A 26287-nucleotide genomic window follows, 5' to 3' on the forward strand; every position below is an offset into this window, starting at 1 on the left:
AATCGTAGGAGGACCCTTGTCTACGTTGTTGGAGCCGGGCCGCTTGGCCACCGGACGTTTTGCGATGAACGCGACACTGTCTGTGAATCCGGCAAGACGGTGCTGCGCGAGCCCAGCTGCAGCTGTGAGCTGTATTGCCGAATCCGAATCCTTCAGCCGTCCGGGCGTGACGCTGACGCCGAGCTGCACACACCACGCGCATAGCATCAGCCCCAACGCAAAGCATGCCGTTAGCCAACGGCCGTTCCGTGCGCGTCCAGCGCCTGCAGCTCGCGATGTTATGGAGAGCACTGGATTCAAGCCCGGTCCTCGCCGGCGCCGCGCGGACGACGCCGGGGATGGGCGGGCGCTCGCAAGTTGCCTTTGAGCGTTGCGATCCGGACCGCCCGCGGTAGCAGAAGGTGGAGCCCATGTCGCAAACGCGCATCCATGCCATGGGTGGACAACAGCGCCTCGCTACGGGGTTTCGCCGCCGCAGAGAAGACTTCGCTAAACCGGACCTGCTGACGCGGACTCATGTTGAAGGAGCGCAGGGCGCAAGTGATCGAGTGCGGCTGGAAGCGCACATTTGACCAGGCAGCGTGCGCCTGGCCGACCGCTGTGTTGCCAGCAACTGCGGTTATCGAGTGGCGTGAACCGCAAGCTCTTTTGTTTGCCCAACAATGCGGTCACGTTCGGGGTCGAGTGCTCATCAACTGGATGATATCGAAGGGGGCAGTTTCGTCCTCCATGCACGCATGACTGACGGGGCATTCCACATGTGTCAATGCCGATTTCAATCTGACCCGCGAGAACGACGGAACCGACGAAGACAGCCGGGCGAGGTACCGCATGCAGTCAAACCAAACCATAGGGCTGAGTGTTCAGCCCTTACAGCCGTTCGGAGTCCGTTTCGTCTGTGCCAGCATCAGGCTTCGCCAGACGGGTCGCCAGCACCTTGTCGATGGTCTTGCCGTCCATGTCCATGATCTCCAGACGCCATTGCTCCCAATCGACCGTATCGGCAACCCCGGGCAAGCGCCCAGTCAGCAGCATCAGCATGCCGCTTAGTGTGTGGTATCGGCCGCGCTCCTCGTCCGGTACAGCGTCCAGACCCAGGCGGTCCTTCAGTTCCGGCACAGGAATGTGGCCGTCGAGCAGCCAACTCCCGTCGGTGCGCTGAACTGCCCACGAGGTGGCTGCATCACGCGGGTGGAACTCGCCCGTGATCGCCTCGATCAGGTCTTGCAGCGTCACGATGCCCTGCACCTCGCCGTACTCGTCGATGACGAATGCCATCTTGACGTGTGAGGATCGAAAGTTGTCGAGCAATTCCATGCCGGTGACGGTCTCGGGCACGTACAGCGGCGGTTTCAGCGGCTGACTCTTCAACTCGCGATCTTCGTCGAGCAATGCACGTGATAGCCATTTTCGCGCGTTGACCACCCCGATGACGTCGCCGAGTCCGCCGCGCGCGACCGGAAACTGAGAATGGTCAGACCCTTCAATGCGCGCCAGGTTCTCGGCGAACGACAGACCGGTGTCGAGAAAAACGACGTCGGCGCGCGGCACCATCAGCGAGCCAATCTGGCGGTCATCGAGCCTGAACACGTTTCGGACCATCGTGTGTTCGTGAGACTCGATCACGCCGGCACTGGTGCCCTCGGCCAACATGGCGTGGATCTCGTCCTCGGTGATGGGGCCGCCGGCGTCCTGTTTCACTCCCAGCAGGCGCAGCAGACCATGCGTGGATGCCGAAAGCAACCGTACAAAAGGCTTGGTTGCGATGGCTAGCCAGTTGATTGGCCGTGCCACAAGGCGCGCCAGCAACTCCGGGTTGGACTGGCCGATGCGCTTGGGCACCAATTCACCGATGACGATGGAGAAGTAAGTGATCAACACCACGACCAACCCAGTTGCCGCGTAACTGGCATAGGGCTGGGGGGCACCCAGGCCGCCGAGCCATTCGGCCACCGGTGCTGCCAGGGCCGCCTCACCGACGATGCCGTTCAGCACGCCGATGGAGGTGATGCCAATCTGGATGGTGGACAGGAAGCGGGTCGGGTCCTCACCCAATGCGATCGCGGATCTGGCACCGGCGTCACCCTCGTCGACCAGCTTTTGCAGTCTGCCCTTGCGCGCGGTGACGAGTGCGATCTCAGACATCGCGAACAGACCGTTCAGGAGAATGAGGAAAAAGAGTATGGCAATTTCCATGGGGATCCTTCGTGTGTAAATAAATTCATGCGGACGGATGGTTGAGTCCGTCGCACAGTGGAGCGTCAACGACAGCGCACGCTGGACATGCCCGACATGCTGATCGGCACATCAAGCCGACCTTGCATCAGTGAGTTGCGGTCACTTGTTGGTAGCCAAGTGCACCGGCCGTTCCAGCCGGCAAGTAAGCGCGCCTCGGCAGCGACGGGCGACTAGCGTTCCCGATTTAGTTTGGCATAAGCGTCGGGGCCCCGGGCCGCTCGCGGGTCACTGCGCCGGCTACCGCATGCTGCGGCATGCCTTCTCCGGCAGACAGCACCATGCGCATGAGCTGCAGCGAAGGCGCCTTCAGCAGGCTGGTCGTCTTCGCACCGCCGAGGTTGTTGCGGAGAGGCCGGATGTCGATGACGTCGAGCGGTTGGGCGTGGGGCAGGGCCATGGTCGGGTCCTTTGGGGTGCGCACAGGAGAGTGCTTGCGCGCAAGCGTACGCGCATGCGCGCGCCGACGCGAGGCTTTTCACTGCGGCGTCGTGCTGCGCGCCACGCGCTGGCCACCATGTACGTTGTCGAACTGACGGGGCGTCGCTTCAGCGCTAAGTTGGCCGGCTTTGCCTGCGCAGCGCAGTGCCCATCGGAGCCCATGCACACCTTCCACATCTACCGCTACGACCCCGACATCGACCAGCGCCCGCGCATGCAAACCTACGAGTTCGAGGTCGCGCCGGGCGACCGCATGCTGCTCGACGTGCTTCTCAAGCTCAAGGCCGTCGACCCCAGCCTGAGCATGCGTCGCTCGTGCCGTGAGGGCGTTTGTGGCTCGGACGCCATGAACATCAACGGCAAGAACGGCCTGGCCTGCGTCACCAACATGCGCGCGCTGCCGCGCACCGTCGTGATCAAGCCCTTGCCTGGCCTACCGGTCATCCGCGACCTGATCGTCGACGTGACCCAGTTCTTCCAGCAGTACCACTCGATCAAGCCCTACCTGATCAACAGCGAGCAGCTGCCCGAGCGCGAGCGCCTGCAGTCGCCGGTGGAACGGGAAGAGCTCAACGGCTTGTACGAGTGCATCCTGTGCGCCTGCTGCTCCTCCGCATGCCCCAGCTTCTGGTGGAACCCCGACAAGTACGTCGGCCCGGCAGGCTTGTTGCAGGCCTACCGGTTCCTGGTGGACAGCCGCGACCAGGCGACCGGCGAGCGGCTCGACAACCTCGAAGATCCCTATCGGCTGTTTCGCTGCCGCTCGATCCTGAACTGCGTCGATGTCTGCCCCAAGGGGCTGGTGCCCGCCGCCGCGATTGGCAAGATCAAGGAGATGATGGTGCGGCGGACGGCGTGAGCACAGGGCCTGCCGACGTCAGCGCACGGGGGCTGGCGCTGCTGCGCCTGGGCTTCAGGCCGTTCTACCTCGGCGCTGCTGCCTTGGCCTGTGTGGCCGTGCCAGTGTGGGTCTTGGTGTTCCTCGGCACGCTGCCGCTGCGCTTGCCGGTGCCGGCGCTGTGGTGGCATGCGCACGAGATGCTGTTCGGCTTTGCCGTAGCGGTGGTCATCGGCTTTCTGCTGACGGCCGGCAAGGCGTGGACCGGCTTGCGCACCCCGCGCGGTACCTCGCTCGGTCTGCTGGTGCTGCTCTGGCTTGGCGCGCGGGTCTCGGCTCTCGTCGGCCCGCCACTGCTGCATGCGGTGCTGGATGCCGCATTGCTGCCCTTGGTCGCCGGCGTCTTCATTCAGGTGCTGGTGCGCGGCAGGAGTGGTCGCAACCTGCCGCTGGCCGCCATGCTGGTGCTGCTGTCGCTTGCCAATCTGACGTTCCATCTGTCCGTCGCAGGTGTCATTGGCGTACCGCCCCTGCTGGCCCTGCACGGTGGCCTGGCCTTGCTCGTGCTGATCGAATGCGTGATCACCGGGCGGGTGGTGCCGGCGTTCACGATGGGAGCGTGCCCCGGCCTGAAGCTCAAGCCCACGCGCTGGCTTGAGCCTGCGACGCTGGCCGTCACCGCGCTTGCGCTGGCCTTGTGGGTGTTTGCCCCGGCCGGCCCGCTGGTGGCGGTGGTCTTCGCCGCTGCCGTGGTCCTGCACGCCACGCGCCAGTGGCAATGGCACCCGCAGGCGACGGCCCGGCGGCCCATCCTATGGGTCCTGCACGCCGCGTGTGCGTGGTTCCCGGTGGGCTTCGCGCTGCTGGCCATGGCGCAGATGGGCTGGGTCGGCGCATCGGCGGGCATCCACGCGCTGGCGGTGGGCGCTACCGGCGGGCTCATCATCGGGATGATCACCCGCACGGCGCGTGGCCACACCGGCCGCAAGCTGCAAGCCTCGCCAGCCGAAGTCACGGCCTACCTGCTGGTGATGGCTGCGGCCCTGCTGCGTGTCGTCCTGCCACTGGTCGCGCCGCAGCTGCTGGGCGTCTGGCTGGCGGGTTCTGCAATCGCGTGGTCGTGCGCGTTCGCAATCTACCTGGTTGTCTTCACGCCGTGGTTGACAAGCGCGCGGGTGGACGGCAAGGACGGCTGAAGGGCCCGCCGGGCATCCGGCTCGCAGCTGTCGCAGCTCAGGCTGCGCTGGCGCGCCGCCGCAGCAGCTTGCGCCCTTCGCTGAACCAGAGCACCCCGCTGGCCATGGCCACGCACACCCCCCACTGGCCCGGCGTCAGCGGCACCGTGCCGAACGCGAGGTTGAGAAAGGGCAGGTGCACCACCGCCACCTGCAGCGCCGCTGACAGCGCCACCGCGCCCCACAGCCAGCCGTTGGAGAAGGCCGCGTGAAAGGCCGATACGGTGGCCGAGCGCGCATTGAAGCAGTTGAACAGCTGCGTCAGCACCAGCACCGTGAAGGCGGCGGTGCGCGCCAGCTCCAGGCTGTGCGGGCCGGTGCCCAGCCAGGCATCCACCGGCTCGACCATGCCGCCAGGCAGGAACAGATCCAGCGTCACAAGCGTCAGCAACGCCATCACGACACCGGTCTCCAGCACGTTCAGCCCCATGCGGCCATCGATGATGCGCTGGCTGCGCGGGCGTGGCTTGCGCGCCATGACGTCGTCGGCGATCGGGTCCACGCCCATGGCCAGCGCAGGCCCGGTGTCGGTGACGAGGTTGATCCACAGAATCTGCGTGGCCAGCAACGGCAGCACCACCGCGCCGCCCGATCCGGTGGCCGTGGCTTGCAGGCCAATGACACCGGCGCCCACCACGCCGGCAAACACCGTCAATACCTCCGCCAGGTTCGAGGACAGCAGGTAGCGCAGAAACTTGCGGATGTTGTCCAGCACGCCGCGCCCCTCGCGCACCGCCAGCACGATGGTGGCGAAATCGTCGTTCGCCAAAACCATGCGGGCCGCCTCCTTGGTCACCTCGGTGCCGGCCACGCCCATGGCCACGCCGATGTCGGCCGCCTTCAGCGCCGGCGCGTCGTTGACGCCGTCGCCCGTCATCGCCACCACGGCGCCATGGCCCTGCAGCGCGCGGACGATGCGCAGCTTGTGCCGGGGCGCCACGCGGGCGAACACCGAGGTCTGCAGCACGGCCGCAGCGAAGGCGGCGTCGTCGGCCAGCGCGTCGAGTTCGATGCCCGACAGCACGGGTGCGCCGGGCTCGACGATGCCCAGGTCGGCGGCCACGCGCGACGCCGTGCGCGGGTGGTCGCCGGTGATCATGATCACGCGGATGCCGGCCCGGCGGGCCTGGGCAATGGCCACCGCCGCCTCTTCGCGCGGCGGGTCGATGATGCCCACGGTGCCCAGGTATTCCAGGCCCTGCTCGAGCGCGGCTGCCGCCGCCGCTGCCTTCGGCACCTGCGTGCCCGGTGCCAGCGTGCGGCGCGCCACCGCCAGCGTGCGCAGCGCGTCACCGGCCATCGCCGCCACGTCTTCGAGGATCTGGGTCTGCAGCGCGGCGTCAAGCAGCACCGTGGCCGCGCCGCGGCGCGCGTGCGTGCATAGCGGCAGCAGCACGTCGGGCGCGCCCTTGGCGAACAGCACGGGCGCGGCGCCGTTCGCACGGTCGGCCACCAGCACCGACATCATCTTGCGCTGCGAGGTGAAGGGGATCTCGCCGATGCGCTCGAAGCCATCGCTACATGCGCTCGCAGGTGCGCCAGCCGGTGGTGGTGGTGGTGTCAGCTTGTGTGCGGCGACGAGAAACGCCGCCTCGGTCGGGTCGCCCTGGATGGCCCAGGCACCGGTCTCGTCTTGCTGCAGCTGGGCGTTGCCGGCCAGGCTGCCGCCTTGCAACACCGCCTGCAGCTCGTCGCGCAGGGCACCGGCGGGCAGCTCGGCACCTGCGTGCTCGGCGCGGCCCTCGGGCGCGTAGCCCACGCCGGTGATGTCGCTGCGCCCCGATGCCGTCATGACCCGCTGCACCGTCATCTCGCCGCGGGTCAGCGTGCCGGTCTTGTCCGATGCGATGACGGACGCCGAGCCGAGCGTCTCGACAGACGCCAGCTGCTTGACGATGGCGTGGCGGCGCGCCATGCGGCGCACGCCCATCGCCAGCACCACCGACAGGATGGCCGGCAGGCCCTCGGGCACGGCGGCCACGGCCAGCGATACGCCCAGCAGCAGCACGGTGACGACATCGGCCACGCTGTGGACATCCGAGATCAGCAGGATGGTGGCCACCACGACACCGGCGATGGCCAGGGCCGCGATCCCCAGCACCTTGCCGACGTAGGCAATTTCCACCTGCAGCGGCGTCGGCGCATCGGGCGTCGTGTCCAGCAGGGTGGCAATGCCGCCCAGTTCGGTCTGCATGCCGGTGGCGGTGACGATGGCGCGGCCGGTGCCTTGTGCGACTGCCGTGCCCTTGAAGACCATGTTGAGCCGGTCGCCCAGTGCCGCAGGCGCAGCGAGCAGCGCCGCATCCTTGCGCACGGCCTCGCTCTCGCCGGTCAACGGCGCCTCCAGCAGCATCAGCGCGGCGGCCTGTGCCAGCCGGGCATCGGCGCCGACCGCGTCGCCTTCGGCCAGCACCAGCACATCACCGGTGACGAGTTCGGCGCTGGGTACCCGGGCCACGGCGCCATCGCGCAGCACCGCCGATGTGGCGGTGGTCATCCTGGCCAGCGCCGCCACGGCCTGCGCCGCCTTGGCCTCCTGCACATAGCCCAACACCGCGTTCAGCACCACCACGCAGGCGATGACGATGGCATCCAGCGGCCAGCCGGCTGCACCAGGGTGGCCGCGGCCTTCGAACCACCAGGCCGCCAGGGCCACAGCCGCCGCCGCACCCAGCAGGTACACCAGAGGGTCCTGCAACTGCGCCAGCGCGCGACGCCACAGCGGCACGGGCGGCAGTGCCCGCAGTTCGTTGGGCCCGTCGGCACGCAACCGATCCGCAGCTTCTTGCGTGCCGAGGCCGCGCTGCAAGTCGGTGCCCAGGCTCAAGGCCAGGTCGGCGCTGTCTGTCAGCGACGGGTCGTGCAGTGGTGAGGAATACGGGGCAGCCACCGCCTTCATGGTCGGTTGGGCGGTTGCGCCGCTTCTGCGCACCGGCAGTTTGGTGCACGCGGCGACAGGAGCGGGGGCGTTGGGACCATTCGCTTCGATTGTCGCGATCGATGTCTGCGGCACTGTGCGCTGTCGTACAGAGCTGGGCCCCCACGTGGCCGGCGTCGATGAAGAAGCCCGTTACCACAGCGCACCAAATACAAAAAAGCGACGTTGTCCTACGCGAAAATGTGCCATCTGGTTGGGCAGGTGTTGCACCGGCGACGATGTCGAGAGCGCAGCATGGTGCCGATCGTCCCTATGTGCGCTAGCGAACAGAAATGATGCATGGTCCCGCTAAGATAAATCGAGGCTTTGCCTAGGATCACGGTCGGCCCAGAGCGGTCGAGCCCGCCAGCCGCCACGTGCGCCGTCGCACAGACCGAGGCCCCGCGAGCCTGCAACTTTGAATGAATCCGCCGCCCCTTTTCCACGATCGATCGGAAGGTCAGCATGCATGCGCAACCAGTGTTGAAAGATGTGGTGGACACCGACAGTGCCGACGCGGCTCTCGGCGGGTGCGAACGTGTCGGCGCGCAGCTGGTGGCCTCAGGCGCGCCTGCAGTGGAGATTACCGCCGTGGTTGTCGCTGCTTTGCGAGAGGTCGGTGCCGCTTCAAACCTGTCGTGGGTGAGCGGGGCGTCGCCGCGCTGTACCAGCGCAGCCTGCACATGGCCACGCCCGTGTACGCCTAGCTGGCGGCGCGGCCGCCAGCGCCTGAAGCGGCGTGCATGGCGAACGATTTGAACGTGTTGGCTGCTGCTCTGGGGCAGCAGCTGACCGTGGCCGCGACCTCGGCAGCTCGTGATCTGCTGCAGGCGTTCGTGAAGCTGTTGATTTGTCTGATCGGCTCGTCCTTGACCGAACGTCTGCTAGCCCCGTTTTGGCCACGTACACAACGTTCTTGCCAACCGGGAACGGCTCATGGGCGGCCGCCCGACCTGCTCGCTGGCGCCACCGTTAGAAGCGTTGACCGCACCCAATGGCGTGGTGGAACTGGAATGAGTGTGCAGACGCCGTGACCGAAGTACCACGTCCGATGCACGCGGCAGCCCAGCGGGCTGCGATACAGCTCGACCGCCTCAACGCGCAGGTGGCGGCCATGCGCAAGGTGTTGGCGCAGTTGATGCAGGACGTGGTCGTGGCCGAGCGCCGCCTGGCCCAGAGTGCGCCGCGCCAGCTGGTGGAAGCAAATGAACACCTCGTCGTCAGCGCGCTGCTGGCCAGGTCGGAGGCAGACGCAGCCAAGGACGCGCGGGATGAGGCCCTGCGCGTCGGCGGGCTGGACCCTCTGACCGGGTTGCCGAATCGCACAGTGTTTCTCGTCCGGTTCGAGACAGCCATCTTCAACGCGAAGCGCCATGGCAAACGCGTGGCGCTGCTGTTTCTGGACCTGAACGACTTCAAAGGCGTCAACGACACGTGGGGCCATTCGGTGGGCGACCAGGCACTGCGAAGGGTTGCAGATGGTCTTTCATCACTGGTGCGCGAGACGGACACCGTCAGCCGCCACGGTGGCGATGAGTTCGTGGTGTTGCTGGCCGAGGTCAACCACCTTGCGGATGCGCAGTTGGTGGCCGACAAGGTGCACGCCACGCTGGCAGCCTGCCGTGCGCTGAACCGCCATCCGGTGCGTCTGAGCGTCAGCATCGGCATCAGCCTCTACCCCGAGGATGGCGACGATCCGACCTCGCTGATCGACCGCGCCGACGCTGCGATGTACCTGGCCAAGAAGGCAGGGCGCGGGGGCTTCACATACCACGGCGATCGACCGCACGGACAAGCAGCGAATGCCGCAGAGCCCAACCGGCCACCAATGGACACATTGAGCCCTTGTACGGTGGCGATCCCCGAGAACGAGATCCACCAGCGCGACTTGCGCGAGGCAAATGAGCATCTGGTAGTGGAGGCGCTCAAAGCCCGAGAGCTGTTAGCCGTTGCCAACGACGCGCTGCGCAGGCAAGCGGAGCTTCTCGCCATCGTTGTCGATGAGCTGAGCGATCCGAATGCCCCCATTCGAATGGCTGCAGCGGCGCTTGGTATGCCTGGTGCGCAGGGCCCGCTGCTGCGCAGGACGCAATCGGTCATCGAGAGGCGCGCGGACAAGTTGTCTTGCATCGTACGGGAACTGCTCGACGACCAAGTGGGCGCGCCACGACCGTCAAATCGGCGTCTGTGACGGCTCTGCATGCGCGCCCGGTCGGCATCCACCGTCTAGCAGCACGTCCGCGTACACTTTGCAGTCGGCGGCATAGCAGCTGCAGGCAGCGGATTCGAGCCCGGCGCGGTCGCGCACCGTGAGGCTGCCACGGGTGTATTCGATCAAGCCGTCGCGCTGAAGCTCAACGGCGGCGGCGGTGATTCCGACCCGGCGCACGCCCAGCATATAGGACAGGAATTCCTGGGTCACGTAAAAGGTGTCGGCGTGGGCGCGGTCCTGCGTCATCAACAGCCAGCGCGCCAGCCGGGGGCCTATCCGGTGGTACCTCAGGCACGCCGCCGAGGTCGTCAGCTGCGCCATGAGCACGTACAGATAGCGGTCCAGGCCGCGTTGCAGTGACACGCTGCGCTTCAGTTCGATTTGAAATGCCTGTGTGCCGATGCGCCATGCATCGCCCGGGCCTTGCACCAGCGCGCGCTGCGGTGCGGTCACGACGCCCAAGGCCAGTTGCGCACCGACCATGCCTTCGCTGCCGACCATGCCGACTTCCAGCGTCGGGTGATCGGGGACGAGTGTGACCAGCGAGATGAAGCCTTCGGTGGGAAAGTAGACATGCCGGGTCTGCGCACCCGGTTCGCACAGCACCTCGGACAGCACCAGACGGACCGGCTCGCATATCGCAAGCAACCTCGCTTTGTCGACGCGGGGAAGAGACTCGATGAGGTAGTTTGCGACCAAGTGTGCTCTCGCGGTGGGGACAGCCTGTGTGAGGGCGAAGCGGATGGCAGCGACCGATGTCGCTGACACTGCGAGTGTGGGGCTACCTGATGGGCGGGACTGTCTCCCAGCCCACATAGCGACTCATCGGATGCCACAAGACACGTCGCGGACCGGAGTGCGGTGGGCTGCACGGCGGGAGCTTTGTTCTCCACCGAACAGACCACCCGACATTACAGTGGCCTGATGCGCAGATGGCGATCGCACATCCGACTCCCGGCTGGTGGGCGGCCTGCAGGAGCGCCCATGCCCCAAGCCCACACCTTCAAGTTCCGCCTGTACGTTGCAGATAACTTCCTGAGATCTTCGCAGGCGCGACAGCACCTGGCCGATCTTTGCGAGCAGCATGCGAAAGGGCGGTACGAGATCGAGTTGGTGGACATCTTCCAGGCAGCGGACCGCGCAAGGGCCGACGGAGTTGCCACGGCACCGATGCTGATCAGGCTGCACCCCTTGCCTGTGAAAAAAATCGTTGGTGCGCTGGGGCATTGGACCGCGCACGCGCTGGGGCTGCGGTATGGTGCCGAACCATTGTCAGGCGCGCAGTCGCTCCAGCCTGCTGGTCCGCCTGACAGCTCGCAAGGTGAGATCGACGCCTTGATCGAAACGCTGCTGGCCGATGAGGCGCGGCTGGATCACCTGCTAGGCGGCAATGTGGACGCGGTCACGAACCAGAGCGGCCTGCAACTGATGATGCGGCGCGCCCAGGAGCACCAACGCCACACCGAAGTCAGCCGCCACGCCACGGTGCTCAACGCGCTGCCTGCGCACATCGCCCTGATCGACTCGCAGGGTCGCCTCATCTCGGTGAACGATGCCTGGCGGCAACACGCCGTAGCCAACGGACTGGGCAGCGCGAACGGCGGTGTCGGCCTGAACTATCTGGAGGTCTGCGACGCAGCCTTCAGGGTGGCGCCATTACAGGCAGTCCAGATGGCGAATGGCGTTCGCAGCGTGCTGGCCGGCGAAGCGGCCCGATACTCGGTGGAGTACCCATGCCACTCCCCAGGCGATGACCGCTGGTATCTCGCCTCGGTGACACCGCTCGCCAACGACCTCGTGGGAAGTGCCGTGGTGATGCATGTCGACATCACGCAGCGCAAGCGCAGTGAAGAGCGGCAACACGCGTTGCAGTCCTTGCTGGACAACATCATCGAGAATATTCCCACAGCAGTGCATCTGAAATCCATCGCGGATGGATTCCGCATTCGGTTGTGGAACAAAGCCGCTGAATCGATGTATGGTCTGCCGCGCCAGCGGGCGATCGGCTACAACGGGCACGAACTGTGGCCAGCCGCAGACGCCGCCCGGATGCTGGCCTCCGACCGGGCTCTGGTAGCGGGGACCGCAATGCACGAGTTTTCGGACCTGCTCGTCCCCACGCTGGACCGTGGTCCGATACGGGCGCACTCGCGAAAGGTCGTGCTGCACGGCGAAGGCGGTGTGGCGACCCATGTGCTGGTCATTGAGGACGACATCACGGAGTGGCTGGAGAAGCAGGCGCTCTTGCGCGAGAGCGAGCGCCGCTTCAGTGACATGCTCAAGAACGTGGAACTGGCTGCCGTAATGCTGGACCGCGACGGGCGCATCACCTACTGCAACCCCTACCTGCTGCAGCTGACCGGTTGGCGAAAGGAAGAGGTGCTGGGGCAGGACTGGTTTGCCCTCTTCATGCCGGCCGAGCTCGGCGACATGAAGCCGGTCTTCGCAGCGCTGCTGACCGATGCCCCGCAGACCTGGCATGTGGAGCAGGAAATCTATACCCGCACGCGCGAGCGGCGTCTGGTCCACTGGAACAACTCCGTACTACGCTCCACGACAGGCGCAGTGGTCGGCACGGCGAGCATGGGCGTGGACATTACCGAGCAGACCCGCGCCAACCGCAGGATCCAGCGACTGAATCAGGCCTACGCCGTTCTGAGCGGCATCAACAGCTTGCAGGTGCGCGTACGCGATCGCACCGAGCTGCTGCGCGAGGCCTGTCGCATCGCGGTGGACGACGGCCGCTTCAGCATGGCCTGGGTCGCTCTGCTGGATCTGAACGCAGGCGGCATGACTTTGGCCGCCGAGGCCGGCGTCGGACCTGCGCTGGCGGGCCAAATCCGAGAGGGGCTGGCCACGTTGCCCGACATGCCGGCCGGCTATGCCGCCACCATAAGCAAGCTTGAGGCTCGCAACGCGGTGGTTCTCAACAACCTGCGCCATGTATCGGCGTCCGACTTAGGCAGCCGGCATTTCGAGGCCGGCGCGCGGTCAATGGTCATCATGCCGCTGTTCGTGCAGGACGCGCTGGCGGGAGTTCTCACGTTGTGTGCCAGCGAGGTGGACTACTTCCCGCACGAGGAACTGACCGTGCTGAGGGAACTAGCGGGCGACATCGCATTTGCGATCGACCACATCGCCAAGAAGGAGCGGCTCGACTACCTGTCCTACTACGACGTTCTCACGGGGTTGGCCAATCGCAGCCTGTTTCTGGAACGCCTGTCGCAGTTTCTGCGCAGTGCCAACGAAAACAGCGGTCGACTGGCCCTGTACATGATCGACGTGGAGCGGTTCAAGAACATCAACGACAGCATGGGGACACCGGCGGGTGATGCCGTGCTGCGCCAGATCGCCAAATGGTTGGAGGCTTCAGTGGGCGACGCCGCTCTGCTGGCGCGCGTGGGCGCGGACCGCTTCGCGATCGTCCAGCCCGTGGTCGGCGCAGAGGAGGACCTGGAGAACGTCACCACCGTGCGGTCGCAGTCCTTCGCAGACCACGCTTTTGACGTGGGCGAAGCCGTGGTGCGCCTCACCTTCAAGACCGGCATCGCCGTGTCGCCCCAGGACGGCGCGGACGCCGATACCTTGTTCAAGCACGCCGAGGCGGCCTTGAAGCAGGCCAAGGCCCTGGGCGAGCGCCACCTGTTCTATCACCGCAGGATGACGGTCCGGATGGCCGGCAAGGTGACGCTGGAAAGCCGACTGCGACAGGCGCTGGACCAAGGCGAATTCGTGTTGCACTACCAGCCCAAGATCCAGCTGCGTGGCGGCAAGGTCTGTGGCGCGGAAGCCCTGATCCGATGGAACGATCCGGGCACCGGCCTGGTCGCGCCTGGGCTCTTCATCCCGGTACTGGAGGAGACGGGGTTGATCTACGAAGTCGGCCGGTGGGCGCTGCGCCGCGCCGTACAAGACCGGCTGCGTTGGCGCAGCACCGGCCTGCACACCGTCCCCATCGCTGTGAACGTATCGCCGTTGCAGCTGCGCAATCGCTGCTTCATCGATGAAGTGAAGAAGGCCATCGGCACTGACCCGGAGACGGCGGCGGGGCTGGAGCTAGAGATCACGGAGAGCGTGATCATGGACGACGTGCGGCACAGCATCGACAGCCTGAGCCGCATCCGCGCGCTTGGCGTGCGCGTCGTCATCGACGATTTTGGCACCGGCTTTTCATCGCTCAGCTATCTGTCGCGCTTACCGGCGGACAGCCTCAAGATCGACCGGTCTTTCGTGACCGACATGACCTTCACGCCGCAGGGCCTTGCACTGGTGTCCACCATCATCGAGCTGGGCCACGCGATGAACCTCAAGGTGGTGGCTGAAGGCATCGAGGAAGAAGAGCAGCAGCGGCTGCTGCACCTGCTGGGGTGCGATGAGATGCAGGGCTTTCTCTTCAGCAGGCCGGTGACGGTGGACGATTTCGAGGCCAGGTTTCTGGTGCCGGCCATGCAGGCGTGATCTGCGCGCCCGTCAGCGCGCTGACGGCGCAGGCGAACCGGTGACCCGGCGTCAACCACTTGGACCGCCCTGTCGCAGCGCGCCGCCAGTGCCGCGTTGTACGTCACGAACAGCACCGTAGCGCCGTGCTCGGTCTTGAAGCGGCGCGGCAGGGCAAACAACGCGCCGGCACTGTAGCTGTACAGGTTGTGTGTCCGATCGTCGGCCAGCAGCACGGCTGGGGCCATGGCGAGCGCCCGCGCCACGGCCACACGCTGCTTCTGTCCGCCGCTTAGGTTGCCGGCCAGGTTGATCTGCCAGGGAGAAGTCCGACACTGGCGATCAAGGCAGCCGCGCGATGGCGCATCGCCTCGTCGAGTACCCCCGCCGCGCCCAACATGGGCGTCATCTCGTTATCAAGGTGCAATGAACGTGGTGACCAAGTGGTGGTACGGGGAGAGGAAGCCGATGGCATGCCACGGGCATAGGGCGGCAATTTGCAAGGTACATAGCGACGACAGCACTGCCGATGGTGAGACTCCATCCACGTCGGCGGGTCGCCGCGGGCCGCGTTCCTCACGCCTCGATGATCACCTTCAGCGCTTTGGTATTGGCGGCCGCGGCAAACGTCTCGTAGGCCTGCAGGATGTCGCGCAACTTGAAGCGGTGCGTGATCAACTGCTTGGCATCGATTCGGTGCGACTGCACGGTCTTTAGCAGCATTGGGATAGAGACCGTGTCGACCAGCCCGGTCGTGATGGTCACGTTGTGCGACCACAGTCGGTCCAGATGCAGGTCTGCCCTAACGCCGTGGACCCCAACGTTGGCGATCGTGCCCCCCGCCGCGACGATTTCCTGGCACAGCTCGAAGGTAGCCGGGATGCCCACTGCTTCGATCGCGGTATCGACTCCTCGACCTCCGGTCAACTTCATCACCTGTTGTACTGCGTTGCCCGCGGCGCTGTTGACCGTGGCTGTAGCCCCAAAGCGCTTGCCGACGGCCAGGCGGTTGTCGTCTACGTCGACCATGATGATTTCAGAGGGCGCATAGAACTGCGCAGTCAACAGCGCCGCTAGGCCAATTGGCCCGGAGCCGACGATCGCGACCGTTGAGCCTGGCTGCACCTTGCCGTTACGCACACCGCATTCGAAGCCGGTGGGAAGGATGTCGCTGAGCATCACCAGTGCTTCCTCGTCGGCGCCATCAGGGATCGGGTATAGGCTGGTGTCGGCATGCGGAACCCGCACGAACTCTGCCTGCGTGCCGTCGATGGTGTTGCCGAGAATCCAACCGCCGGTCGTGCAGTGCGACCACATGCCCTTGCGGCACGGCTCGCAGCGACCGCAGGCAGTAATACACGCAATCAACACGCGGTCGCCGGGCTTGAAGCCCGAGACACCCGCGCCGACCGAGTCGATGATGCCTACGCCCTCATGGCCCAGCACTGTGCCTGGTTTGCAGGTGGTCACATCGCCTTTCAGGATGTGCAGATCGGTTCCGCAGAGGGTTGTCTTGGTGACACGAACTACCGCATCACCGGACAAGTGGATGGTGGGCTTGGGGCGGTCTTCGACGCTTTTGTGGCCGGGGCCGTTGTAGACGAGTGCTTGCATGCCGGTGGTTCCTGGTTGTGCCAGCGATAGAGCCGGCGTGCAACCCGAGCTTGACCCTGCGGACCTCTGCTGTCTGTTCGACAGGGAACATTGCGTCGTGCAAAGCGCGCTGGCGCACAGTGAATCGAGGGCGCGGCAGATAGAGTCGGGCATGGCCCCCGCAATCTCGAGAAACCCTGCATCTCCGATGCGCAACGCGAGGCACGATGTCGATCGTCCGTCGCGTCGCGCTGACCGCGGACGCAGGCTTGGCATGCTCTGGTCAAAGTGGCTTCCGGTCGCATTGGCGCAGGTGTGAACTGACGACCATGGCCTCCGCATTTTTACCCCATCAGGAGACCGCCGGCGCGCGCGTGGACGACCATACCGTGTTGGCGAAGGCCGGGGACAGGGCCAGAGACGTGCACGTCCGGATTCGTGAACAAGGGCGCACCGATTGGGAACTGGTCTGCGTGATCGCCGACAACGGCTGTTTGCTCCATGCATTCACTGCCGCTGAGTTGCTTGTCATGTCTCCCGAAGCGGTGCTGGGGAGCGTGACTCACCGCGACACGCCTCGAGTTCTCCTGGATGTTGACCAAGAAGTGTTGGCCTCAACGGCCCTGAGCAGTTCCTGTGCCGCGATGCCTGTGGTGGACATAGCAGGTCGGTTGCTCGGCGTTGTTGGGTCAAAGACGCTGATGGACATTTTGCGCCAGGAGCACGTGGAGGATCTGCACCGGCTAGCCGGCGTCACGCGCGAGTCGGCAGAGGCGCGCCAGGCCCTGGAAGAACCCCCGCTGCGAAGCGCGCGCCACCGACTTCCCTGGCTGGTTGTGGGGCTGGGCGGCAGCATGTTGGCCACATACATCGTGGCGCGATTCGAGACCGTGCTGACGGCCAAGCCCGCGCTCGCGTTCTTCGTACCTGGCCTTGTGTACCTCGCCGACGCGATCGGCACGCAGAGCGAGGCGGTGGCCGTGCGAGGGCTATCGCTTAGCCGTGTCGGCATCGGCCGTTTGCTTGCCAATGAAGTGCGTACCGGCATGCTCATCGGCGGAGTGCTCGCGGCGCTGGCGTTCCCGATGATCTGGCTTGTCTTTGGCGAATTGCGGCTCGCGACCGCAGTGACGATGGCGCTAGCCAGTGCCAGCGTCGTGGCGTCGGTACTCGGGTTGTTGCTGCCGTGGTTGCTGGCCCGTTTCGGAAGCGACCCAGCCTACGGCAGCGGGCCGCTGGCAACTATTGTGCAGGACGTCCTGAGCCTACTGATCTACTTCGCTTGCGTTTCGGCCATCGTGCTTTGAATTCCGGCTCGTATGCCACGCCAACCATGACCCTGACAAGGGAGACCGCGCGGCTTACGCGCCCCACAGAGCCCAGTTGTTCGGTCTTGCCAGCAGCCAGCAGCCTGCATCAAGTGCCTGCGCCGAGGCGATGGGAGCCCGTCTGCGATTGCTTCGCACAGTATCCAGCGTCATCTATGAGCCCGTGCGGTGGCGAACAGACGGGGCAAACGTGTTGCGCTACAAGTGCCCTGGACGTGCGCCCGCACCGATCGCTCAGTGCCGTGACTTCGGCGGAATGCGTCCGTTGACATTTCATCGTTCGCCTCAGCCTCCGGCGATCCCGGTGCTGGTCGCGGCATCACCGCGGTTACGGGCGTCGTTCGCAGCGGTGGCTGCGGACGATGGCCTAAAGACCGCACGGGCACTGCGAGCGGCATGCTTTGTGGCCCCTGCTCACGGCGGCGGGGCCGTTCGCGTAGGGCCCGCAAAACGCGTGCCGACACTGTCCGGCTTCGCCGTCCGTGTATGACAGCTATGTGCGTGGCAAAGCCTGTTGCACGCTTCAATCTTGGCACAGACCTCTCTGGCTGGCCCTGAGATATGCGCTTAACGATGGTATGCGAGTGCAGTTGGATACCGAAATGGCTTGGATTTTTTCTAAAGGGCTCAAACCGTAGCTATGCGCCGCCACCACGCGCTCGCATTGTGTTGCCGCAATGAGCAAGATGCGCATGGCAACAGTCGCTGCTGCCTAGGGAACACCACATGACGACAACGAAGACATCGCGCAAGCGATTCCTGCAGCAGACGGCAGCATTCGCCGCCGCGCCGCTACTCCTGCAGGCCTGCACTGACGAGCCAAAGGACAGCGGTTATGAAGCGAGTGCGCGCAGGACATGGCACCGGATCGCGGGCCCCGCCAGCGAAGGTGCAGCGCTCCGGCGGGAACTGGTGCGCTATGCGACGCTTGCGCCGTCCAGCCACAACACCCAATGTTGGCGCTTTCACATCGAAGAGAAATCCATCACCGTGCTGCCCGATCTCTCTAGGAGATGCCCTGCCGTCGATCCAGACGACCACCACCTCTACGTGTCTCTCGGCTGCGCGGTCGAGAATCTGGCGCAAGCCGCGTTGGCGCATGGTGTGCAGGCGCGGGTCCACGCCGACGGTATGGTGTCGCCCGGCATTCTCATGGCGCTGGAACCCACGAAAGCCTTTGTCTCGCCGATGTTTCGGGCGATCCCCGAACGCCAGTGCACTCGGGGTGCGTTCGACGGCCAACCCGTATCCGTTGCGGAGCTGCAGGCGCTCTCGCGCGCCGGTACCGGCCAGGGCGTGCATGTGCTGCTGCTGACCGCTAGGGACGTTGTGGAGCGGGTTCTGGCCCACGTGGTGGAGGCCAACACAACGCAGATGCAAGACCGCGCTTTCGTCGCTGAACTGAAGCAATGGATCCGCTTCGGTGAAGATGAGGCTGTGCGCACCGGCGATGGCTTGTTCAGCGCCACGTCGGGCAACCCCAGCGTGCCGCGCTGGCTGGGCAGCCGGCTGTTCGGCATGTTCTTCACCGAAAAGGGCGAGAATGACAAGTACGCGGCACAGGTGCGAAGTTCGGCCGGCATCGCGATCTTCGTCTCCGCTGTCGACGACAAGGCGCACTGGATCGAGGCCGGGCGTTGCTATGAACGGTTCGCCCTGCAGGCCACCGCACTGGGCATTCGAAATGCAATGTTGAACCAGCCGGTCGAGGTACCCACGATGCGACCCCGGTTCGCCACCGCCATGGGCATTGGCAGCGGCAGGCCCGACCTGGTGGTGCGCTTTGGACGCGGGCAGGCCATGCCCCGGTCGCTGCGGCGCCCCGTGGCGGCCGTGCTGGTGTAGGGGCGGGCCGGGGCCGGCGCGCCTGCGCACCCGCCTTCAGCCCATGACGCGGCCGTCGATGACTTCGATCGTTCTATCGCAGCGCGCCGCCAGCGCCGCGTTGTGCGTGACGAACAGCACCGTCGTGCCGTGCTCGGTGTTGAAGCGGCGCAGCAGCGCAAACACTTCGTCCGCACTGCGTGTGTCCAGGTTGCCGGTCGGCTCGTCGGCCAGTAGCACCGCCGGGTCCATGGCCAGCGCGCGCGCCACCGCCACCCGCTGCTGCTGCCCGCCGCTCAGGTTGCCCGCCAGGTTGTCTTGCCAGGCCGTGAGGCCGACGCTGGCGATCAAGCTGGCGGCGCGCTGGCGCATGGCCTCGTCGGCAAACCCGGCCGCGCCCAGCATCGGCATCATCACGTTCTCCAGCGCGGTGAACGCGGTGATCAGGTGGTGGTGTTGGAAAACGAAGCCGATGGCATGCCCACGCAAGCGCGTCAGCGCCCGATCGGCCAGCGTGGTGGTCTGCTCGCCACAGATCGAGAGCAGGCCCGAGGTCGGCCGGTCCAGCAGGCCGACGATGTTCAGCAGCGTGCTCTTGCCCGACCCAGAGGGCCCGATGACGGCGCAGAACTCGCCGCGGCCGATTGTGAGGTCGATGCCATGCAGTACCTCGACCTCGATCGGCGTGCCTGGGTGGTAGCTCTTGCGCACACCGCGCAGCTGCACCACTTCGTGTGTCGGTGCCGAAGCCGCACTCTGGTCCACGCGGCTACCCACCGATGGCCACCACGGGATCGAGCCGCGCGGCGCGCTGCGCCGGTGCAAAGGCCGCGCCCAGCCCGGTGAGCACGGCCAGCACCAGCGCAGTGGCAAACAGCACCGGGTCCATCACCAGCGGGAACAGCGGCGTGCCGTCTGCGTTGAGTGCCAGGCGCTGCCACAGCATCAGCACGCCAGCGCCGATGGCACAACCCGCCAGAGACCCTGCAAGACCGAGCAACCCGCCCTGCAGCAGAAACAACCGCATGATCTGCGCCTGTGAGATGCCCATCGCGCGCAGGATGCCGATCTCGCGCGCCTTCTGCACCACCACCACGGCCATCACGCTGGCAATGCCGAATGCCACAGACAGGCCGACGAAGAAGCGGATGGCCATGTTCGCCGTGGTTTGCGCGCTCACGGCGGTGAAGAAGTCGGCGTTGGTTTTGATCCAGCTGTCGGCCTGCACGCCGGTGGCGGCGGTGATGCGCTGCGCGATGCGCTCGGCCGCATAGACGTCGCGCACTGTCAGCTCCAGGCTGGTGGCGCCACCTGCCAGGCCGAGCAGGCTTTGCGCAGTGCGCAAGGCCACGAAGGTGTTGCGGCCATTGGCGCCCTTGTTGCCGAGGTCGAAGACGCCGGCGATGGTCAGCGTGACCGTGCTGCCGGGTGACGCTTCTGCATAGGCAGCGCCAGCGCTTGAGGCCGAGGTCGACAGGCGCAACTTGTCGCCGACGTCGACCCCCAGGTCGTTGGCCAGCTCGGTTCCGATGAGGATGTCGCTGCCCGCAAGCAGCGCCTTGCCGCGCACGATTTTCTCCTGCAGGTTGACGATCCGAAAGTACAGCTGCGGCTCGATGCCCACGACCGACACGGCACGGTTTGCGCTGCCCCGCACCACCAGCGCCGAGCCACCTGCGACGGGTGCGATCACGGCCACATCGGTCATGGCGCGGATCTGTGTCACCACGGCCTGCCACTGGTCGATGGACTTCAGCCGCTGCAGCGGTGGCTGGACGATGGCGCCCTCGACCTCGCCCGGCACGGCATCGTCCCCCTGGCGCAGCGGCCGTGCCACCTCTTTGGGCGGCAGCAACTGGATGTGCGCCTGCGAAGACAGCACCCGTCGGATGAAGTTGGACTGCAGCCCCGCCATCAACGCCGACATGAACACGATCACCGCCACGCCGATGGCCACGCCAGCCACGATGAACACCGTCTGCAGGCGACCTTCACGCAGGAAGCGGATGGCGACGATCCACTCGAAAGGGAGCCAGGGATTGAACATCGTCAGGCGTAGACGCGGCTCATGGCGCCACAGCACGGGCCGGGGAGGGTGCGGCCGCGCTGGTCGTCCGCAGCCTTGCGCCCGCTGACAGCTGCGTGGCGACCGGGACCACACGGTCGCCTTCGCTCAGGCCGTCGACGATCTCGGCAAAGCCGCCACTGCGCAGCCCCAGCCGCACCGGCCGCTGCACTGCATGCCGGCCCTCGACGCGCAGCACCCAGGGCGTTGCGCCGTCGGCCCCGTGCACGGCGGCGGTTGGCACCAGCAGGGCGCCTGGCCGCCGTGCCACCTCGATGTCCACCGAGACCGTCATGTCTTGCCTCAGCAGACGCGGCGGCGCCGGCACATCAAGCTTGACCTCGACCGCGCCGGTCTGCGCATTGACGCCGGGATTGATGTAGGCCAGCACGGCGGCAAAACGCTGCTCGGCGTAAGCATCGGCCGACACCAGCGCGGGCTGCCTCAAGGCCAGCAAGCGCAGGTTCTTCTCGTCGATCTCAAGCACCAGCTGGGTGCGGCCGCCAGGCGAGAGCGTCAGCAACACCTCGCCTGGCTGCACCACATCGCCGACTTCGACGTTGCGCGCGATCAGCGTACCGGCCACGGGTGCGTGCACCACGGTGTAACTGGCGCGAGCGCGAGCTGCGTCAGCACTGGCCTGGGCGCTCGCCACGTTGGCCACGGCCAGTGCCCGGTCGCTGCCGGACCGGCCGGTCGTGTCGAGCTGCTTCTGCGTGGTGCGCACCTGTGCGTCGGCTAGCTCGGCGTTCTTGCGTGCGTCGTCCATCGCGGCGCTGCCGATGAAGCCCTGCCCGAAGAGATTCTGGCTGCGCGCAAGCGCCGTTTGTAAGTTGGCCAGATTGGCCTGTGCCTGGCGCAGCGCCTGGGCCGCCACCGGGCTTTGCACTTCCTGCAGTTGCCGCAACCTGGCCTGGGCCTGCACCACGGACACATCGGCCTGGCGGCTGGCGGCGTGCAGTTCGGAGGCTTCCAACTCGACCAGCACCTCGCCCGCGCGCACGCTCTGGCCTTCTTCCACGGGCACCCGTTGCACCGTTCCTATGATCTGCGAACCGATGTCCACGCGATGCGCAGTCTCCACGCGCCCACTTGCGACGACCGTCTGCACAAAATCGCGGCGCAACACGGTCTCGGTGTCGACCAACGGTCCCAACCACCAGCGCAGCGCCCAGCCCGCGAGCAGCAGCACGCCGAGCAGCGCAGCGATCCAAGCCCAGCGGACCTGATGGAGTCTCGGGCGGACGTTACTGCCGGCGGGGCTGCGCTTCGGGCTGGCTTGTGGGCTGGCTGGCGGGGTGATCTCGGGCCCGGGCTGCGGCGCATCGGCCCGCGTGGCGGCCGTCACGCCGGCACCATGGCCGACGCGGCCGGGCCGTGGCGGGTGGGGATGGGCGAGCCATTGGCGTACGGATCGTCTGAAAATTGCAGCATGCGCGAGCATGTGCTGGAACGTACTGGGGCGTCTGTTCGGTGGCGGACGCAACCGGGAGCGGATGCACCGCTAAGGAAGGCGGCAGCGCTTTCGCGCAGAACTCATGCACGGCTTCAAGGCGTGACTCCCTGGATCTTCGTCGCGCCGAGGTCTGGCGCAGACCACCACTGCGCGAGAGAACAGCAGGCGGGGCCATGCCCACCGGCGAAGCGAAGACTTTTTCGGCGCAGGCGGCACTCAGCCAAGAGGACGGCGCCTCGAGGGTGATGCAGCGCGCCGCTGCAGGAGCGGCGGCGGGCTGCGGCTACACGGATCGCTGGCGCGGTGGATTGATACTGCGCGCGCCCGGTGCCTACTTGCCCAACGGGGTACTGGCGGAAGCTTCCGCCCGGCGCGCGGTGCTGGCCATGCTGGCCTTGCGTTTGTCAGCCATTTCGCGCTGCTTCTCGGCGAGTGGCGCGAACGGCCCGTACCGGTGTTGATCGGCGGGTGCGCCGAGCATGTAGGGGGGGAACGCGGCGTCAATCGGCTTGTTCCATCTGGCGGGGAAGTCGGCTTCCAGACGGGCCTTGGTGGGGCGCGGTTTAGAGAGCATAAAGGCCGTGACGTCGTATGCTTCGTCATCGGTCAGCACCGTGGCCGTGTGGCTGGCGCCGAGCGGCATGTTCTGCCGGATGAAGCGTGTCGTCGTCAGCAGCCGATTCATCCCGGCCCCGTTGTTGAAGCTGTCCGGCCCCCAGAGTGGTGGGAAAATGTAGCCCTGAGCGTCACCACGCTGACCAGTGCGCTTGCCCAAGCCGTCAGCGCCGTGGCACATTGCGCATTTGGCAACATACACCGTGCTGCCCGCCACGACGTCGGCGCGGCGGTTGGGGACTGCAGTCTGCAGCACCGCCGCGCCTTCGATCTGCGCGCCAACCGGAACACCCTTGGACAGAAAGGCCATATAGGTCGTGAAGGCCTTCATCTCCGCCGAGTCGAGAGGCAGAGGCTTGCCGTTCATGCTCCGTTCCATGCAGCCGTTAATGCGCTCTTCCAGCGTGCTGATCTGATCCTCACGGCCGCGGTACTGCGGAAACGTCGCCGTCACGCCAACCCAGGGAATCGCAAACGCCTTAGCGCCGCCTGCCTGGTGGCACGAGGTGCATGCGAGGTTGTTGCCGGCATAGCGTTTGCGGATGTTCTTCACTTCCGGGCCAATGTGAGCGAAGGTGCGTGTGCTCAGCTCATGGCCCTGCACGACGAGTGCACGATAGGGGCCCTCGGGCAAACCATCAATTGCCGGAACGGCGCGCCCCACCAAGTTGGTGGCGGGCAGCGGTTCGGTTGCCCACAGGGGGTTGGCCATCAGAGCCAGGGTGCTGAGAACAGAGGCTTTGAGTACGTGCATGTGGGGCTCCAGTTGAAGGACGTCAGCCGGCTAGCCACCCGAGGGTGATTTGGTCGAGTAGTACCAATCGGTCGTCTCGTAGCCTTCGTCGGCGCGCAGGTCGGCAGCATCGGCAGTCTTGGGCGGGGGTACGATTACGTCGCCACCCGGCGCCCAGCCCTCGGGAGTGGCCACACCGTGCTTGTCGCTGGTCTGCATGGCCTGCAGCAGCCGCACGAACTCGTCGATCGATCGGCCGTTGCTCATCAGGTAGTACACCATCGCGCGCAGCACGCCCTTGGGGTCGATGAAGAACGTGGCGCGCACGGCCTGGGTGTCAGCCGCACCCGGATGCACCATGCCGTAAGCGTGGGCGACCTCCATCTTGATGTCTTCGATGATCGGGAACGGGATCTTGACGCCGAATTTTTCCAGGATGTTGCGTGTCCAGGCCAGGTGCGAAAACAGGCTGTCGATCGATAGGCCCAGCAACTCGCAGTTCATCCGCCTGAAGGTATCGGCGGCTTCGGCGAATCCGATGAACTCGGTGGTGCACACCGGCGTGAAATCGGCTGGGTGCGAGAAGAGGATCAACCACATGTCCTTGTAATCGCTGAGCGTGCGGTCGCCATGCGTCGTCTTGACCGTGAAGTCGGGCGCCGGCTCATTCAGGCGGGGAAAGGTGCTGGTTGAGTCATGCATGGCGGAGTTTCTGTACCTAGGGCGCCTTAAGGGGGCTGAGGAGCGCCCTAATCGAAGCGTGCGCCTGCGAAGCGGCCTGGTCTGTTCGCTGAGACACGTAGCCGCATTGGGTATTGGTTAGCGTTTTCTAAGCCCTGGCCTATGTGCGGCTCCGAACAGACCCTGAAGCCGAACGCGCTCACACTGCCGCGGAGCTCCACGCCCTGCCGGCTTGACGCAAGGACTCTCCCACGATGACCGATCTCCCCGAAGCACTGCTGCTGGCGCGCATCCAGTTCGCCTTCACGGTCAGTTTCCACTTCCTGTTCCCGGCCATCACCATCGGGCTGGCCAGCTACCTGGCGGTGTTGGAGGGGCTGTGGCTGAAGACCGGGCGCGAGCACTACATGGACTTGTACCGCTACTGGATCAAGATCTTCGCGCTGGTGTTCGGCATGGGCGTGGTCTCGGGCATCGTCATGTCCTACCAGTTCGGCACCAACTGGGCCGTGTTCTCCGACAAGGCGGGACCGATCATCGGCCCGCTGATGGCGTATGAGGTGCTGACGGCCTTCTTCCTCGAAGCCGGCTTTCTCGGCGTGATGCTGTTCGGCATGCAGCGGGTAGGCCGGGGCCTGCATTTCACCGCCACGCTGATGGTGGCGTTGGGCACTTTCGTCTCGGCGTTCTGGATCCTGTCGGTCAACAGCTGGATGCAGACGCCAACGGGCTACACGACGAATGCCGCGGGCCAGTTCATCTCGGCCGGCAGCTGGCTGGCCATCATCTTCAACCCGAGCTTTCCGTACCGGCTGGCGCACACGCTGTCTGCGGCCTACCTGACCACGGCCTTCATCGTCGGCGGCGTCGGCGCCTGGCACCTGCTGAAGGACCGCAGCAACCCGCGCGCGCGGCTGATGTTCTCGATGGCCATGTGGATGGCCGCCATCGTCGCGCCGGTGCAGATCCTGCTGGGCGACATGCACGGCCTGAACACGCTGGAGCACCAGCCGGTCAAGGTTATGGCCATGGAAGGCCACTACCAGAGCCACCCGGAAGGCGCGCCACTGATCCTGTTCGGCATTCCCAACAGCGCCGAGAACCGCGTGGACTACGCCATCGAGATCCCCAAACTGTCCTCGCTCATCCTGAAGCACGACCTGAACGCGCCCATGGCCGGGCTGGACACCGTGCCCGAGGCCGACCGCCCGCCCGTGGGCATCGTGTTCTGGGCGTTCCGCATCATGGTCGGCCTGGGCTTTCTGATGGCGGCGCTGGGTGCCGTCAGCCTCCTGGCCCGTGCGCGTGGCAAGCTGTACGAGTGGGGATGGCTGCACCGCTTTGCATTGCTGATGGGGCCTTCCGGCCTGGTGGCCGTGCTGGCCGGCTGGGTCACCACCGAAGTGGGCCGCCAGCCCTGGACCATCCACGGCCTGATGCGCACGGCCGAGGCGGCCTCGCCACTGGCGGCACCGGCCGTGGCGGCGTCACTGCTGGCCTTCGTCGTCGTGTATTTCGCCGTCTTCGGCGCCGGCGTGCTCTACATCCTCAAGCTGATGGCCAAGCCGCCCGCGCTGCACGAGCCCGCACCCCCCAACACGCCCGAGCGCGCCGCCGGCACCACGCCTGCCGTGGCGCTGCGGCCCGACACTCTGGCAACCGATTGAAGGGCACACC

Annotated in this window: 18 protein-coding genes and 1 pseudogene; 8 read left to right on the forward strand and 11 right to left on the reverse strand. The window is 65.9% G+C overall.

What is annotated here, in order from left to right:
• Positions 1–870: 870 nt before the first annotated feature.
• Both AC099J_RS15990 and AC099J_RS15995 read right to left on the reverse strand, forming a co-directional pair.
• Positions 871–2196, reverse strand: coding sequence for a hemolysin family protein (locus AC099J_RS15990; RefSeq protein WP_479616252.1), 1326 nt, complete (start codon positions 2194–2196; stop codon positions 871–873).
• A 226-nt stretch (positions 2197–2422) separates the two neighbouring features.
• Entirely contained in the window at positions 2423–2635 is a 213-nt protein-coding gene (locus tag AC099J_RS15995; protein WP_479616253.1) for a hypothetical protein, read from the reverse strand.
• Between the two features lie 201 nt (positions 2636–2836).
• Here AC099J_RS15995 and AC099J_RS16000 point away from each other — a divergent pair, with 201 nt between their 5' ends.
• Together AC099J_RS16000 and AC099J_RS16005 are read left to right on the forward strand one after the other, a co-directional pair.
• Positions 2837–3535, forward strand: coding sequence for a succinate dehydrogenase iron-sulfur subunit (locus tag AC099J_RS16000; RefSeq protein WP_479616307.1), 699 nt, complete (start codon positions 2837–2839; stop codon positions 3533–3535).
• A complete protein-coding gene (locus tag AC099J_RS16005; protein ID WP_479616254.1) occupies positions 3532–4710 on the forward strand; it encodes an NnrS family protein in 1179 nt (392 codons plus the stop codon). The genes AC099J_RS16000 and AC099J_RS16005 overlap by 4 nt, the downstream gene beginning before the upstream one ends.
• A gap of 37 nt (positions 4711–4747) precedes the next feature.
• On the opposite strand, the gene AC099J_RS16010 is transcribed toward AC099J_RS16005, so the two are convergent.
• Positions 4748–7648: a cation-translocating P-type ATPase gene (locus AC099J_RS16010; protein WP_479616255.1), complete on the reverse strand. Its 2901-nt coding sequence runs from the start codon at positions 7646–7648 to the stop codon at positions 4748–4750.
• 761 nt (positions 7649–8409) lie between these two features.
• On the opposite strand from AC099J_RS16010, the gene AC099J_RS16015 reads away from it, so the two are divergent.
• Together AC099J_RS16015 and AC099J_RS16020 are read left to right on the forward strand one after the other, a co-directional pair.
• Positions 8410–8700, forward strand: coding sequence for a hypothetical protein (locus AC099J_RS16015; protein WP_479616256.1), 291 nt, complete (start codon positions 8410–8412; stop codon positions 8698–8700).
• A gap of 17 nt (positions 8701–8717) precedes the next feature.
• Entirely contained in the window at positions 8718–9857 is a 1140-nt protein-coding gene (locus AC099J_RS16020) for a diguanylate cyclase domain-containing protein (protein ID WP_479616257.1), read from the forward strand.
• Here the strand turns inward: AC099J_RS16020 and AC099J_RS16025 are convergent.
• Complete coding sequence (locus AC099J_RS16025; protein ID WP_479616258.1) at positions 9840–10646, reverse strand: Crp/Fnr family transcriptional regulator; 807 nt, start codon at positions 10644–10646, stop codon at positions 9840–9842. The two genes, AC099J_RS16020 and AC099J_RS16025, sit on opposite strands and share 18 nt — an antisense overlap.
• Positions 10647–10862: 216 nt before the next feature.
• On the opposite strand from AC099J_RS16025, the gene AC099J_RS16030 reads away from it, so the two are divergent.
• Entirely contained in the window at positions 10863–14336 is a 3474-nt protein-coding gene (locus AC099J_RS16030; RefSeq protein ID WP_479616259.1) for an EAL domain-containing protein, read from the forward strand.
• Between the two features lie 196 nt (positions 14337–14532).
• Here the strand turns inward: AC099J_RS16030 and AC099J_RS16035 are convergent.
• Both AC099J_RS16035 and AC099J_RS16040 read right to left on the reverse strand, forming a co-directional pair.
• Positions 14533–14619: pseudogene (locus AC099J_RS16035) on the reverse strand (ATP-binding cassette domain-containing protein); the annotation flags it as partial.
• A gap of 272 nt (positions 14620–14891) precedes the next feature.
• On the reverse strand, positions 14892–15929 hold the full coding sequence (locus AC099J_RS16040) for a zinc-dependent alcohol dehydrogenase family protein (RefSeq protein WP_479616260.1): 1038 nt from the start codon (positions 15927–15929) through the stop codon (positions 14892–14894).
• Positions 15930–16237: 308 nt separating this feature from the next.
• Between AC099J_RS16040 and AC099J_RS16045 the strand changes: the two genes are divergently transcribed.
• Both AC099J_RS16045 and AC099J_RS16050 read left to right on the forward strand, forming a co-directional pair.
• Positions 16238–17215 carry a magnesium transporter gene (locus tag AC099J_RS16045; RefSeq protein WP_479616261.1) on the forward strand — a complete coding sequence of 326 codons (978 nt, stop codon included), beginning with the start codon at positions 16238–16240 and terminating at the stop codon, positions 17213–17215.
• A 747-nt stretch (positions 17216–17962) separates the two neighbouring features.
• Entirely contained in the window at positions 17963–19081 is a 1119-nt protein-coding gene (locus AC099J_RS16050) for an Acg family FMN-binding oxidoreductase (protein ID WP_479616262.1), read from the forward strand.
• A gap of 36 nt (positions 19082–19117) precedes the next feature.
• Here the strand turns inward: AC099J_RS16050 and AC099J_RS16055 are convergent, their stop codons facing one another.
• The 5 genes from AC099J_RS16055 to AC099J_RS16075 form a co-directional block, all read right to left on the reverse strand.
• Positions 19118–19789 carry an ABC transporter ATP-binding protein gene (locus AC099J_RS16055; RefSeq protein WP_479616263.1) on the reverse strand — a complete coding sequence of 224 codons (672 nt, stop codon included), beginning with the start codon at positions 19787–19789 and terminating at the stop codon, positions 19118–19120.
• A gap of 40 nt (positions 19790–19829) precedes the next feature.
• The gene (locus AC099J_RS16060; RefSeq protein ID WP_479616264.1) at positions 19830–21107 is read right to left on the reverse strand and encodes an FtsX-like permease family protein; all 1278 of its coding nucleotides are present in this window, start codon (positions 21105–21107) and stop codon (positions 19830–19832) included.
• A 19-nt stretch (positions 21108–21126) separates the two neighbouring features.
• Positions 21127–22317, reverse strand: coding sequence for an efflux RND transporter periplasmic adaptor subunit (locus AC099J_RS16065; protein WP_479616265.1), 1191 nt, complete (start codon positions 22315–22317; stop codon positions 21127–21129).
• 595 nt (positions 22318–22912) lie between these two features.
• Positions 22913–23950, reverse strand: a complete 1038-nt coding sequence (locus AC099J_RS16070) for a c-type cytochrome (RefSeq protein WP_479616266.1) — start codon at positions 23948–23950, stop codon at positions 22913–22915.
• A 30-nt stretch (positions 23951–23980) separates the two neighbouring features.
• Positions 23981–24631 carry a peroxiredoxin gene (locus AC099J_RS16075; protein WP_479616267.1) on the reverse strand — a complete coding sequence of 217 codons (651 nt, stop codon included), beginning with the start codon at positions 24629–24631 and terminating at the stop codon, positions 23981–23983.
• 233 nt (positions 24632–24864) lie between these two features.
• Between AC099J_RS16075 and AC099J_RS16080 the strand changes: the two genes are divergently transcribed.
• Positions 24865–26277: a cytochrome ubiquinol oxidase subunit I gene (locus tag AC099J_RS16080; RefSeq protein ID WP_479616268.1), complete on the forward strand. Its 1413-nt coding sequence runs from the start codon at positions 24865–24867 to the stop codon at positions 26275–26277.
• Positions 26278–26287 lie beyond the last annotated feature (10 nt).

The sequence above is a fragment of the Rhodoferax sp. RT4P68 genome (assembly GCF_056521305.1).

Excerpts from the sequence above, each read along its gene's own strand:
- AC099J_RS16030 (WP_479616259.1), top strand. The coding sequence starts at position 10,863 with ATGCCCCAAGCCCACACCTTCAAGTTCCGCCTGTACGTTGCAGATAAC.
- AC099J_RS16060 (WP_479616264.1), bottom strand. The coding sequence starts at position 21,107 with ATGTTCAATCCCTGGCTCCCTTTCGAGTGGATCGTCGCCATCCGCTTC.
- AC099J_RS16015 (WP_479616256.1), top strand. The coding sequence starts at position 8,410 with ATGGCGAACGATTTGAACGTGTTGGCTGCTGCTCTGGGGCAGCAGCTG.
- AC099J_RS16020 (WP_479616257.1), top strand. The coding sequence starts at position 8,718 with ATGCACGCGGCAGCCCAGCGGGCTGCGATACAGCTCGACCGCCTCAAC.
- AC099J_RS15990 (WP_479616252.1), bottom strand. The coding sequence starts at position 2,196 with ATGGAAATTGCCATACTCTTTTTCCTCATTCTCCTGAACGGTCTGTTC.
- AC099J_RS16000 (WP_479616307.1), top strand. The coding sequence starts at position 2,837 with ATGCACACCTTCCACATCTACCGCTACGACCCCGACATCGACCAGCGC.
- AC099J_RS16045 (WP_479616261.1), top strand. The coding sequence starts at position 16,238 with ATGGCCTCCGCATTTTTACCCCATCAGGAGACCGCCGGCGCGCGCGTG.
- AC099J_RS16080 (WP_479616268.1), top strand. The coding sequence starts at position 24,865 with ATGACCGATCTCCCCGAAGCACTGCTGCTGGCGCGCATCCAGTTCGCC.
- AC099J_RS15995 (WP_479616253.1), bottom strand. The coding sequence starts at position 2,635 with ATGGCCCTGCCCCACGCCCAACCGCTCGACGTCATCGACATCCGGCCT.
- AC099J_RS16010 (WP_479616255.1), bottom strand. The coding sequence starts at position 7,648 with ATGAAGGCGGTGGCTGCCCCGTATTCCTCACCACTGCACGACCCGTCG.
- AC099J_RS16040 (WP_479616260.1), bottom strand. The coding sequence starts at position 15,929 with ATGCAAGCACTCGTCTACAACGGCCCCGGCCACAAAAGCGTCGAAGAC.
- AC099J_RS16075 (WP_479616267.1), bottom strand. The coding sequence starts at position 24,631 with ATGCATGACTCAACCAGCACCTTTCCCCGCCTGAATGAGCCGGCGCCC.
- AC099J_RS16070 (WP_479616266.1), bottom strand. The coding sequence starts at position 23,950 with ATGCACGTACTCAAAGCCTCTGTTCTCAGCACCCTGGCTCTGATGGCC.
- AC099J_RS16050 (WP_479616262.1), top strand. The coding sequence starts at position 17,963 with ATGACGACAACGAAGACATCGCGCAAGCGATTCCTGCAGCAGACGGCA.